General features: G+C 36.9%; 10 protein-coding genes. All 10 read right to left on the bottom strand.

Annotated elements, in window-relative coordinates; all coding sequences use genetic code 11:
* Positions 1-91: 91 nt before the first annotated feature.
* The 10 genes from LKE05_RS07910 to LKE05_RS07865 all read right to left on the bottom strand — a co-directional run bounded on the left by LKE05_RS07910 (position 92) and on the right by LKE05_RS07865 (position 12,724).
* Positions 92-1,558: a DUF2828 family protein gene (locus LKE05_RS07910; RefSeq protein WP_308456462.1), complete on the bottom strand. Its 1,467-nt coding sequence runs from the start codon at positions 1,556-1,558 to the stop codon at positions 92-94.
* A gap of 347 nt (positions 1,559-1,905) precedes the next feature.
* Positions 1,906-2,808 (bottom strand): WYL domain-containing protein, encoded by a 903-nt coding sequence (locus LKE05_RS07905; RefSeq protein ID WP_308456461.1) that lies wholly within the window; start codon positions 2,806-2,808, stop codon positions 1,906-1,908.
* Positions 2,808-4,034 carry a WYL domain-containing protein gene (locus tag LKE05_RS07900; protein ID WP_308456460.1) on the bottom strand — a complete coding sequence of 409 codons (1,227 nt, stop codon included), beginning with the start codon at positions 4,032-4,034 and terminating at the stop codon, positions 2,808-2,810. Before LKE05_RS07900 ends, LKE05_RS07905 begins: the two co-directional genes overlap by 1 nt.
* A 10-nt stretch (positions 4,035-4,044) precedes the next feature.
* On the bottom strand, positions 4,045-4,815 hold the full coding sequence (locus tag LKE05_RS07895; RefSeq protein WP_308456459.1) for a nucleotidyltransferase domain-containing protein: 771 nt from the start codon (positions 4,813-4,815) through the stop codon (positions 4,045-4,047).
* 193 nt (positions 4,816-5,008) lie between these two features.
* Entirely contained in the window at positions 5,009-5,671 is a 663-nt protein-coding gene (locus LKE05_RS07890; RefSeq protein WP_308456458.1) for a M48 family metallopeptidase, read from the bottom strand.
* Positions 5,672-5,775: 104 nt separating this feature from the next.
* Positions 5,776-7,410, bottom strand: coding sequence for a class I adenylate-forming enzyme family protein (locus LKE05_RS07885; RefSeq protein WP_022229776.1), 1,635 nt, complete (start codon positions 7,408-7,410; stop codon positions 5,776-5,778).
* 18 nt (positions 7,411-7,428) lie between these two features.
* Entirely contained in the window at positions 7,429-9,012 is a 1,584-nt protein-coding gene (locus LKE05_RS07880; protein ID WP_308456457.1) for a sodium:solute symporter family protein, read from the bottom strand.
* A 252-nt stretch (positions 9,013-9,264) separates the two neighbouring features.
* Entirely contained in the window at positions 9,265-9,555 is a 291-nt protein-coding gene (locus LKE05_RS07875; protein ID WP_022229774.1) for a hypothetical protein, read from the bottom strand.
* A gap of 198 nt (positions 9,556-9,753) precedes the next feature.
* The gene (locus LKE05_RS07870) at positions 9,754-11,913 is read right to left on the bottom strand and encodes an ATP-binding protein (protein WP_022229773.1); all 2,160 of its coding nucleotides are present in this window, start codon (positions 11,911-11,913) and stop codon (positions 9,754-9,756) included.
* Entirely contained in the window at positions 11,906-12,724 is an 819-nt protein-coding gene (locus LKE05_RS07865) for a substrate-binding periplasmic protein (protein WP_308456456.1), read from the bottom strand. The genes LKE05_RS07870 and LKE05_RS07865 overlap by 8 nt, the downstream gene beginning before the upstream one ends.
* Positions 12,725-12,786 lie beyond the last annotated feature (62 nt).

Below are 12,786 nucleotides of genomic sequence, written 5' to 3'. Positions count from 1 at the left end.
AACTATATTTTGCCATGAAAAAACCGACCTCCCAATAGTTAGATTTTTGGTCTAACTTTTGGGGGTCGGTTCAAAAACCATCTCGCCTTTTTTATGCCTTAATATCAGCATATCTCTCTTGATTAAGCACATCAAGCATATACTCATACGGAGTACACTTATCTTCCGTAACCATTGAAAAAATTCTCGGATTGCAACCGGAAACAAGCGTCACACCTTGCTCATTCATTTCTACAGGTGATTGCATATTGCGGCTTGCAACATTCCAAAACACCACCTTAGGCAAAGCATATCCGTTCTGTTCAAACTTTTCCTTTGCGTATTCAAAATTTGTAACATCAGAATTTTCCGCACAATAATCAAATTCCATATCCGATATTATATACAATTTTGACGGCATATCTTCAGGCAATGTTTTATTTTTCACCGCCGTACTTAAAACAAGGTCGAACACCGCTTGAATATCGGTATTGGCACATTCCGCAAAAGTTTCGCAATACTTCACTTTTTCATAAATATCCTTACCTTTAATCTCAACAAGTTGCGGATTGCACGAAAAAGTAATAAAGTGATTTTTAAAATCACCGCTGTTTCTTTCCGCAAAATATATTGCGAGTGAAAACGCTACCGAAATCGGTTTCGGAGTTGCACTGCACCAATACATTGAACCCGACGTATCAGCTACAACAACAGCATTCTCATCATTTGTGCAGTCAGCTTGATTATCCCACGTCACATCAAGACTTTTTCTTTCCTCATCGCTTATTTCGATATCTTCATTGATAATAGGAGCAATAATATCGTAAGGTGTAAGAGTTTCCGTATTGATTTTCGCATTTCCAGATTGTACATCTTGCAAAAACTCGCTATACCTGTCTTTATCGTTTCGTATAAATGCCTTTCGATATTTCATCAATGCTTTTGACGGTTGATATGAATAATCGAATGTATAGTCTTTTTCTCTAAGATTATTTTCGATTATTTTAATATAGTTTCTCAAACGTGAAAGCATTTTTCGATACTCACAGTTATCCATTTCGAGTGCTTTGGCTATTTTTCGGGCATTGTATTTAGTCGCTTTATTTGACGCATTTACTGACGGCAACCACTTTGCCAAAAGCGATATATTCTTACCTTCTGCCATTAAATCAATGTCTTGTTCAAGCTGTTCTTTTATAAATTTTATAACATATTCTTTGCAATCGGTATACAGCAGTACAAGCAAATCGTCAAACCGTCCGTATTCGCCGACATATTTTATATTTTTAATAAGCGACTGCTTGTTATATAATGCAAGGAATTTAAGTATTATACGAAACACACGTCTTTCGCCAATTCCGCCGCGAACATCTCTTGCATAAAACAAAATTTTCATTGCCATATCGGGATTTTCGTTATATGCTCTGATAAATCGCTTTATAATTTCTGTTTCATCGGCACTTCTTAACGCACCGATTGTTGAAAACAAATCAAGGCAATATGATTCTGTTCCCTTGTATGTAACCGCTCCGTTTTCGGTATATGTTTTGTTAGATTTCTCTTTTAATAATTCAAGCATTGAAAATCCCTCCTGATAATTAAAATAAAAAAACAAGGCACATTTTGAATATATGGATCAATCAAAAAATCATTGCTGTGTGTGCCTTTATAGCAAGGTGCTTTTTGTTAAATAGAGTTCCGACTTTCATCGTAGCTCATTTTGCATCTAAAAAATTGCTGTTAGCACCTTTAATTGTTCATGTAGATACAAGGTGCTCTTCTAATAAACAATGCGGGAGTCGAACCCGCTAAACCTGTCAGCAAAAACAGGTAATCTTATGTAGAACCGATTGCTGTTAGCACCTTTATTGATTTTAATTATACACATATGAGTTGTTCTTTTCACGGAAAAAAAGTTGCGAAACACTATTTTTTTAAATTATTTTGCATTCTAAGTCTTTGTTTTATCTGCTCGATAAACGATTCCGGCTCCGTTACTTTCATTACAGGTCCGAACGCCAAAACTCTTATTAAAAGCTCCGTTTCATCATCTTTATCATAATACAAAGTAATCTTATACCTGTCGTTTGAAACTTTTTCTGTTTTCTTTTCAAGATGAGAAAAATGCAGCATTGCTCTTTCAAGTGCATTTCTTTCATCGATTAGTTCAATCACCAATTTTTCCTTTTTTACTTTATACGAAACTGTCTTTTCAAATTTTTCGTCAAGCTTGCAATCTTCAATTCGTGCAATATTAATCGTCCACAAAGTATGTCTTGCATATGCCTGTAATCTGAATTTGTCATCCTGCGGTGAATATTCTATGTTGTACGGTATCACCGATTTATTATGCACTTTACCTGTTCTGCCTCTGAATTTAACGACTGCTTTACGTTTTTCACGCAAGGCTTTTAAAACAGTTTTAAAATTCCTTATATATCGTTCGTCATTATACGGATCACCGTCATTATACCTGTCAAAATACACAAACATATCCTGACTGTATAACGGCTCTACATTCTCCAAGCCTTTTATGTCCGCATCAAACAACTTCACTCTCGAATCGTTCAAAACCGCTCTGAGCCATCTTTTTTCCGTATCGGTCAACGGCATCTGCGGTTTGTTTTTTATCGGAGTTTTCAAATCGGACGTTAACAGTCCCCACTTCTCATTTTTTATTTTTTGCGGCAGACTAAGTATACTTTCACCGAATGCACTTTCGCCGACAATGCTGATTATATCATTTTCATTTAACTCGCCACGCACTGCTGTATCCAGAATTTTTGCCACTGCATTAAAATATTCTCCGTAAATTTCACTGAATATCATTACCGCACCTCGTATATCCTCTTCATCATTTCAAAATCTTCTTTTATTTGTTTTTCAACACGTTCATTACTGCACTTTATTTCAACTATTCTGCCTGTAAATGTTTTTATCCACGGTATCATTTCCGACGCGTCATATACTTCCGTCATAAACTTGTAATCACCGTTTGCAAGTTTTTGGATAGTTCCGTTTCTTTTTTCTCTTTCGAGCCGTTTTAAAATATATTCCTCGCCCTTTGCTATGCGGACAGTCATTTCAAGTTTTTCGATGTAGTTTTCTTTTCCGAACGACACTCCCCATAATTTTTGCACAGCAGTATCGGCTCTTGTCATCATTTCATTTTTATTTGTACATTCATTTGACTTACAAGCCTCTTTTATTCTGTCAAGTCTGTAAAATGCAAAGCGTTTAAAAATATAATTCCACACCAAAACATACCGTCTGCCGTAATATGTACTGACATAAATTTTAAGCGGTAAAACTTTATATGTTTTTATTTTTTGCATATTGTTTGAAAATAATTTTATTTCCGCATTACAGTTGCCGTTCATTATATCAAGCAAATCATACAGCACTTCACTTTCAAGTGCGTTGAATATATAGTGATGTTTAAATCTGAACGGATTTTCTTCATTGTCAAATTTGTCAAGCAAATACGAGCCGATAACTCCGATAGGATTAACCTCCGTAAAAAATGACAGTGCATCTCTCCACTTATCCAAATCAACATCACATTCGTTTAAACTGTATATTCTTTTTCTGCCCTGCTTTTCACTTTTTATAAGCCCCAACTTTTCATATTCGTTTAACTTTTTTCTTATGGTTGACTCATCACATTCCTTGACACTCTCAAACATTGAGAAATATTCATTCGCTATTTCATCGGCAATTTCACTTGACGAAAGACTTTTGTTTTTCAAAATATCGAGTATATAAAAATGCAGCATTATATCCTTATCGGTAAAGCTTTTCGCCTTAAATGCCTTGTATAGCGGATTATGCAAAACAGTTCTGCTGTCAAGTGATAAAAAAGCACTTTTGCCGTCCGACTCATTTGTGAAACACATATATTCCCCAAGCCAACTTTCAATTCTGCGACGTTCATTATCATAACTTCTGCTGCTTTTTTTGTCATAATCTTTACGTCTTTTAAATCCGTACACATAAAATTGACTTATATAATCACGAATATTTTCAAAATTCTTTATAAGCTCACTGTATGCCATATTTCCACCCCTACTGCTCTAATATTTCTAAAAATATTTTATTTAAAATCTCCCAATCGTTATATTCATTTTCAATTATATCGGCTTTCTTTTCAATTTCCGCAAGTTCTTTTTCGATATAGTCGTTTATAACATCAATTCTTTTTCCTTTTCCGAGTTCGGAAGTTTGTTTTTTTATTTCAAGCAAGCGATTTATTTCTGGTTTCAATTCATCGTCAAGGCACTCATTCATCAATTCCGAAAATAACATAGGCGGTGCGGTTTTCTTATCCAAAATCCACTTACACGCAAGAATAGGTCTTATAACATAAAAATATTTTTTTAATTTCACTTCATCGGTTTTCAAATATTCTCTGTAATTTCCTTTTGCCATACTCAAATAGTGATACACACCTGTTTTTTCAAGGAAATACTGACTTACAATTCCCGAAATCTTTTCCCATTGAGGTGTTGTCTTGTATACTATCGGCGACATACTCCATTCAAACAAAGTCGGATTGGACTTGTACAACAGCCTAAGTGCTTTTTGTATATCCCAGCCGTTTATGTCAAGAACATCATCAAGTCGCCACTCTATAACATCACGATTTTTATTCAATTTCAAATAATCCTCTTTATTGCGTACATATATAAATCTCACGTCATAATCACTGTCCGGTGACGCAAATCCCCACGCACGACTTCCCGATTCAACACAATAAATTATCTTCACATTTTCTTTTTCTTCAATTTCCTTTAATTGTTCTTCTATCACATTTTGCATTTTGCTTGATATATCCATACTTTTCACCCCACTTAAACTTTTACTTGATTAAATTATATCACAACCTAAGTCCAATATATAGGATAATAAGTTGCGAAAACAAAAAAATGCCGAAAAAGTTCGGCATTTTTTACTTTTTTGAGGTCCTCATATATAAAACAAACGGTCAAAGGAAAACGTTGCATTTTTAAAAAATTTTTTGTAAAAAATTTTATATCCAGTTATCTTGCTGTATTCTTACCGATAAATTTCTTAAATACACTCTTGCAGATTTATAATTCGGATAATATTTACCGACCAAGTTCCAAAAATTCTTACCGTGATTTTTTTCTTTTATATGTGCGATTTCGTGCACGACAACGTAATCTATCACATCAATATCCGCCATAACAAGTTTCCAAGTGAAGTTGATACTGTTCTTTCCGCTGCACGAACCCCATCTTGTATTTGCGGACGTTATACCGAATTTGGTTGAATACAAGCCCATAATCTGCTCATATTTGTGCAGCCGTTCGGCTATTATTTCTTTTGCTTTTTGTTTATAAAACTTCTCTAAAACGATATAAACGTATCTTTTGTCACTGCTCGGATGTACAAAAAATTTATCGTCATACATACCCTCTTTGCTTTCGGAAACAACAATTTCATACTCTTTACCCAAGTACAAAATCTTACTTCCGTTACCAATCAACACGCTCTTTCTGTTACGCATTAATTCAAGTTTTTCGTTTATCCACTTTTCTTTTTCACAGATAAACCGTTCAATATCCGCTTTGCGTACACGCTTGTTACAACGCACTTCCACTCTTGCTTCTTTCGTTATGTATATCGCAAGTGTTTTTCGATTTGTATATTTAATTTCATAATCCACCATTATAACTCACATCTTTTTCACATATTATTTACAGACAGTATAATACAAACTCAAAAATTTTGCAACAAAAAAGGTGTCATAGCGACACCTTTCTTGAATTAATATTAATTTTCAATTTGTTTTGCGACAACGCTTTCACCGCAATAAATTTCACGAAGTTTAGGTTTTTCGATTTTACCCGTAGGATTTCTCGGAACGTCTGCAAAAATAAACTTATGCGGTCTTTTATATCTCGGTAATTCTTTGCAGAAATCTTCGATTTCTGCCTCCGTACAGACGTGGTCAGGCTTTAATTCAATAATTGCCGCCGCAATCTCGCCCAATCTTGTATCAGGCAAACCGATAACGGCTACGTCCTTAATTGCATCATGTTTTCTTAAAAAGTCCTCAATCTGTACCGGATACAAGTTTTCACCGCCCGAAATGATAACGTCTTTCGCTCTGTCAACAAGGTAAATAAATCCGTCCTCGTCCTCTTTCGCAACGTCACCCGTCAAAAGCCAACCGTCCTTTAACACTTCATCGGTAGCCTTTTTATCGTTATAGTAGCAACGCATTACGCCCGGACCTTTTACGCAAAGTTCGCCGACTTCGCCTTGCTTAACGGTATTGCCGTCTTTATCGACAATCTTAACTTCCCAACCGTAACCGGCTTTACCGATTGCACCGACTTTATGTATATTCTCAACGCCAAGATGTACACAACCCGGTCCGATTGATTCGCTAAGACCGTAGTTTGTATCATACTGATGATTAGGGAAATACTTCTTCCATCTCTTGATAAGACTCGGCGGAACAGGTTGAGCACCTATGTGCATTAATCGCCATTGGTCAAGTTTGTATTTGTCAAGTTTTACTTCACCGCTTTCAATCGCATCAAGTATATCCTGTGCCCACGGCACTAAAAGCCATACTATTGTACATTCTTCTTCCGACACCGCCTGTAAAATCCATTCAGGCTTTATACCCTTTAGAAGTACGGCTTTACCGCCCGAAATAAGACTTCCGAACCAGTGCATTTTTGCACCCGTATGGTAAAGCGGAGGTATGCACAAGAACACATCATCATGAGTTTGTCCGTGATGTTTTTGTTCAACAATTGCGGAATGAACAAGACTTCTGTGTGCGTGTAAAATCGCTTTCGGGAAACCTGTTGTTCCCGATGAAAAATATATTGCGGCATTATCGTCGTCAGTTATTTCAACATCAGGCTTAATGCTGCGCATAAATTTAACAAGATAGTCATAGCTCTCCGCAAATGTAGGGCATTCCGCACCCACATAAAACGTCTGCTTTACGCCCGGTATTCTGTCGCTTATTTCCTCAACTCTGCCGATAAATTCAGGACCGAACACAAGCACGTCTGCCTCTGCAAGCTCAAGGCAATACTTAATCTCTTCAGCCGTATATCTGTAATTTAACGGCACAGCGATTGCTCCGGCTTTCAATATACCGAAGTATATCGGCAGCCATTCAAGACAGTTCATAAGAAGTATAGCAACCTTGTCGCCTTTTTTAATACCACGGCTTAGAAGCAAATTCGCAAATCGGTTTGACCTTTTGTCAAACTCTTTCCAAGTTATCTCGGTACGACCTGCCTCCATAGGGTTTGTTTCGATAAGAGAGTATTCTCTCCATGTAACCTTTGCGTGTTCCATAGCCTTTGGGTTAATCTCCACAAGGCTTACCTCATCACCGTACATTTGTGCGTTTTTTTCAAGTAGTTCAGTAATTGGCATTTTTATAATATCTCCTTTTTAATCCTCGTCGGCGTTCTTTGCAAACACTCCGTCAAGGAATTTATCATCATATTTTTTTGTAAACATTGATACAACAGGCACTGCTGCAAGTGACACAGCCATTGCGGCAACACCCATTTCAGGTGCTTTCTTTGCGGCAAGCTTGAATGCTTCGTATACAGTATCACAGCTTGCGTTATTCATTGATGTAAGCACGATTGTTGTAACCGCAACAGTCAAAAATCCAAGAATCATACCTGCCCAGGCACCTGCTTTTGTTGTTTTCTTTGAATAAATACCCCATATGTAAGGACCGATAAAACAGCCCGATACTATGCCCCAACTGAATGACATAATATTTACTATAATCGTAATGTTGCCCGTTGCGAATATGTATGAAAGTGCAACGAACAAAAGACAGAGTGCTCTTGTTAAAATCATTTGATTTTTTCCGCTGTAATTCTTATTCACTGCCGGAATTAAGTCAACCGAAATAGCCGATGCAGATGACAAAACTATTGATGAAAGCGTTGACATTGACGCCGACAACAAAAGAATAAGTATTACCGCAAGAATGATTGTTGTTACGATATTAGGGTCACCGAGTGCTGTAAGCAATGTATTCGGAATAACCGCATCAACTCCGCCTTCAGGTAGTTGGTTATTCAAAACAAGTCTTGAAAGTGAGCCGACAAAGTATGCACCCGCACCGATTATAAGTGCAAATACTGTTGAAATAACAGTCGCTTTATGAATTGATTTAATATCTTTAACCGCATAATATTTGCTAACCATTTGAGGAAGTCCCCATGTACCGAAACTTGTAAGCAAAATATTTACGCATAGGAATTTCCAATTTGCTCCGCCGTACCAGCTTGTAAGCTGAGCGCCCGTTATCTTGTCACCGTTATCGGCAACAGACGCAAGATTTGAGAAGAAGTGTGAAAAACCGCCTACGTTCGGATTTTTAACAATAGCAACTACCATTGCAAATACTCCGACAATCATAATTATACCTTGTACAAAATCGGTGTATGCCGTTGCGACATATCCGCCGAGAACAAGATAAATCGCCGTCAAAACAGCTATAACAAGCATCCAGGTATTAACCGATACCGTTGGGAAAATCGTTGTGAACATTGAGCCGAGTCCTTTATAAACCGCCGCACTGTACGGTACAAGGAATACGAATATAATAATTGCGGCAAAGACTTTCATCTTTGTTGAATTAAATCGCCCTTCAAAAAATTCAGGCATAGTTTTTGATTTTAAAGTATGTGTCATCGTTCGTGTACGTTTTGCCAAAAGCATCCACGCAAGCAGACAGCCGAATATCGCATTACCTATGCCTATCCAAATACTGCCCAAACCGATGTTCCAGCCATGCTGTCCCGCATAGCCTACAAAAATAACTGCCGAAAAATATGACGTACCGTATGCAAAGGCACTTACCCATGCACCGATTTTTCTGCCGCCAAGCAGAAATCCGTCCATTGTTTTCGTCTTTCTTGCACTGAATATACCTATTGCAATCATTATTAATGCAAAGATTATAAGTGCAATAACTGTAACAGTTTGCGTTTGATGTAAATTTTGTTCCATTTTTCTCCGTCCTTCCGTTTTACATAAAAATTTTGTTCTGTTTTTTACAGACTACTGTTCTACAACGCTACAAGGAATATTTTACTACATTTTAGACAAAAAATAAAGTCCTTTCGGCAAATTTGTTAATTGTGTGCAAAAATCTTAATCGTATTTTGTACATTAAAGCATATATCAAATTGTATATAAAACAGTTATGGTTTTATCTGCAATCAAAAATGCCACATCTCTCGATGTGGCATTTATTTTGTTTTAATCTTTAATATGTCCGCAAACAGTACACATTTGAACCCACGAAATTGACCATGTATCCGGATTTTCATATTCAACCCACTCGTATGTACAATCGTATGTTCCTACCAATGTAAACGGATCATCGCAATTCGGATTACTGCAGCGGTATGCTACCTGGTGCTTGTCATTTCCGATGTATGGATACTCATAAGTTTTTTTGTACTCCGATCCGCAATCACAGGCAAATGCCGATACACTCGCCAACATCATTCCCGCTGCCAACATTCCTGAAACAATTTTCTTTAACATAGTAAACACACTCCTTTGTAAATTAAATAATTTAAGTATTTTTTGGATAACTTTACCTGTTATCTGTATATATAATAGCATATATTACTTAATTTGTAAATACTCATTTGTTAATTTTTACCTTTTATACAGTTTTTATTGGAATTATTTGTATATAATGTACAAAAAAGCAGATACAACACAGTATCTGCTTTTTTATTATTCTTCTTTCAAATATTTCGCAATCGTTTTAATAATAACAGTCGATTCAAGCGGTTTTGCAAGATGTTCATTCATACCTGCCTCAACAGCTCTGAGACGATCCTCCGAAAACGCATTTGCAGTCATTGCGATAATCGGTATTGTCTTTGCGTCCTCTCTGCTCATTGAGCGTATAATTCGTGTTGCAGCCAATCCGTCAACGCCCGGCATCATAACGTCCATCAATATAATGTCAATTTCTCCGACTTCAGATTTTTCAAAAATCTCTATTGCCTCTTGACCGTTTGACGCTTTTATTACCACCGCGCCGACTGATGAAAGCACAAATTCCGTAATCTCCATATTAAGGTCATTATCTTCCGCAACAAGCACGCGTACTCCCTCTATGGAAACATTATGTTCTTCCTCTGTCGGTTCTTCGATATGAACGCAATCATCAATCTTAAACGGAATTTTCAATCTGAAAGTAGTTCCGACATTTTTTTCACTTTCAAATTCAATATTGCCACCCATTGTTTCAACAAGGCTTTTCGCAATCGGCATACCAAGACCGGTACCGCCGAACGAACTTCTTGCACTGTTAAATTCCTGTGCGAACGGCTCAAAAATATGTTCCTGAAATTCCTTACTCATTCCGATACCTGTATCCTTACAAATAAATTCAATCAGCGCCACATTACCGATACAACTCACCTCTCGGCAATCAAGTATAATCTTGCCATTGTACCTGTTATACTTAACGGCATTGCTCAATATGTTCATAAGCATACGCTTTATATGTATAGGACTTCCGATCAAGTTCCAATGTTCAATCTGATAATCGCATTGAACAATTTCAAGCTGATGTTCTTTCGACTGTTTCTCGACCACATTAACAATGTCACCAAGCAACTTTTTTAAATTAAATTCACGTTCTTCAAGAAGAATTTCGCCGGATTCAAGTTTACCCATATCAAGTACTTCATTAATCAATTCAAGCAACAATCCGGACGCGTCCCATATCTTTTTACGACATTCCTCCTGTTTTTGCAAATCATCACTGTAATAATCCGCAAGCTCTATCATACCGCGTATACCGTTTATCGGCGTGCGAATATCGTGGCTCATTCGCTGTAAAAATTCCGTCTTTGCAGTGTTTGCCTGTTCTGCCTTTTTCGCTGATTCCATAAGCTTTTCCTTGTATTCCTTCTCACGTTTATTCTGTTCAACAAGGTACTTTCTTTCCGAACTCTGCTTGATAAGTTGGATAATAATAAGCAATGTTATATACATTGCAAGCGCATAGAGTATATTTCTCGGTACAATTTCAAAAACCGTACATTCCGGCAGATACACATATATATAGTAATCTCTGCTCTTATCCATACTGCCGTAATAGCCTTCAAACTTATTCTGTACTCTAACCAATTTGCCGATTTTACCGTTATTTCTCAGTTTTCTGACAACCTCGTTTTCTTTAACGTTTTTACCTACCATACTTTCATCGTTAGACGCCACTATTTTGTGTCCGTCTGTTATTGCGATTATTCCGTCACGATATGTATCATATCCCGAAAGTAAGCTTTGCACAGTAAGGTTATAATTTTTTGCATACTCAGCGTTAGTATGATGAAATCCAACTATCACACCTGTTTTATCAATTCTTCCCTGTGACGCTAAGTTGACATACGAACCGTCAGCAAAATCAATATGTGCCGTATAAGTCTTTTTCGGATATTTTGCAACGTCAAGCACTGCAGTTTTTTGTATATATTTTTTCAAGCTTTCGGAATTTAATCCGTCACTGCTGCACTCTTCTTCGACTTTGCCGTTTTCGTCCATTACTATAATACCTGTCAGACGTTGTTCAGACGCATATTTTTTCAACGCTTCCACATCAAGCTCCGAACCGCAAAACTCTATATCTCGATTTACCTGTTGCGTATTTACTATAACTCTCATAAGCGTTTTTGTTTCCGTTGCGTCATTGTATCTTGCATATATTGAGCATTGAGTTTTAACATAGCTTATAGTAGAATTGACTTGAGATTTAGCTGCTTTTTTGTCGACCTGTGCAGAACCGACAAATACAATTATCAAAAAAATAATTCCGAATATAATTTCTTTATACCAAAAACTTTTACCGCTGCGGACATTTTCAAACTTTTTATCATTCAAGGCTGTCCACCTCCAAATACTTATAGGCATTGGAAAGATATTTGCTTACGATAATCTCCATTGTGCCGTCTTTCTGCATTTCATCAAACTTTTCGGATAATTTTTCTTCAATTCCTCTATCGTCATTTATAGCAAATGCCGCACCGATTCCCGTAACAAATATGCTCTCGTCTAAAATTCTGTAATCCATATCATAATCCTGCATATATTGTCTTATCGCCGTTTCGTGTGCCGAAATCGCGTCAACATACCCTTTTCCCAAGTATTTGTATATCTGCTCCCTGTCCTCTACGCTGAACACCTCTTTTACTTCGGGAATTTTACTGTCGGTACGGTTTAGAAAAATTTCCTCAGGCTTTGTAGTGGATTGAACCGCAATAATTTTACCTTCAAGGTCACTCAAAGAATATATATTACTGCTTTTATTGACCGCCACCACTTGTCGGCTGACCATATATGGTTTTGTCCACTTATAATCGTTCTCACGTCCTTTGATTGAAAAACAGCCCCAAATACAATCTATATCGCCGTTTTCAACTAAATTCTTTTTATCTTCCCATTCAATATTTACAAATTCGACACGGTAGCCCAATCTTTTAAAAGCCTCGGTAGCAATATCAACATCAATACCTGTCGGCTTTCCGTTCTCGTCTATATAATTGAAAGGCGGATAATTGTCGCTGCCTACCACAATTTTAGGTGCATTTTTGCCGATTTCTTTTTCTGTATCCTGCTTTTTATCACAGCCGCATAACATACAACCTATAAGACAGACGATTATTAATGATATGATTGACCTTTTGCCCCCCATTTTTACCTCCCTTAATCGCATAGAATATCCAAATAGTTTTAGTTAATTAATATTATACCTGT

Origin of the sequence: Hominilimicola fabiformis (genome assembly GCF_020687385.1) — a bacterium.
Classification (GTDB): Bacteria; Bacillota; Clostridia; order UBA1381; family UBA1381; genus Hominilimicola; species Hominilimicola fabiformis.
The sequence above is the reverse complement of the archived record's forward strand: the minus strand, read 5'-3'. Positions and strand labels throughout refer to the sequence as shown.

Bases quoted from the DNA above. Each gene is read 5' to 3' on its own strand.
- LKE05_RS07875 (WP_022229774.1), bottom strand. From the start codon at position 9,555: ATGTTAAAGAAAATTGTTTCAGGAATGTTGGCAGCGGGAATGATGTTG.
- LKE05_RS07865 (WP_308456456.1), bottom strand. From the start codon at position 12,724: ATGGGGGGCAAAAGGTCAATCATATCATTAATAATCGTCTGTCTTATA.
- LKE05_RS07895 (WP_308456459.1), bottom strand. From the start codon at position 4,815: ATGGATATATCAAGCAAAATGCAAAATGTGATAGAAGAACAATTAAAG.
- LKE05_RS07900 (WP_308456460.1), bottom strand. From the start codon at position 4,034: ATGGCATACAGTGAGCTTATAAAGAATTTTGAAAATATTCGTGATTAT.
- LKE05_RS07905 (WP_308456461.1), bottom strand. From the start codon at position 2,808: ATGATATTCAGTGAAATTTACGGAGAATATTTTAATGCAGTGGCAAAA.
- LKE05_RS07885 (WP_022229776.1), bottom strand. From the start codon at position 7,410: ATGCCAATTACTGAACTACTTGAAAAAAACGCACAAATGTACGGTGAT.
- LKE05_RS07910 (WP_308456462.1), bottom strand. From the start codon at position 1,558: ATGCTTGAATTATTAAAAGAGAAATCTAACAAAACATATACCGAAAAC.
- LKE05_RS07890 (WP_308456458.1), bottom strand. From the start codon at position 5,671: ATGGTGGATTATGAAATTAAATATACAAATCGAAAAACACTTGCGATA.
- LKE05_RS07880 (WP_308456457.1), bottom strand. From the start codon at position 9,012: ATGGAACAAAATTTACATCAAACGCAAACTGTTACAGTTATTGCACTT.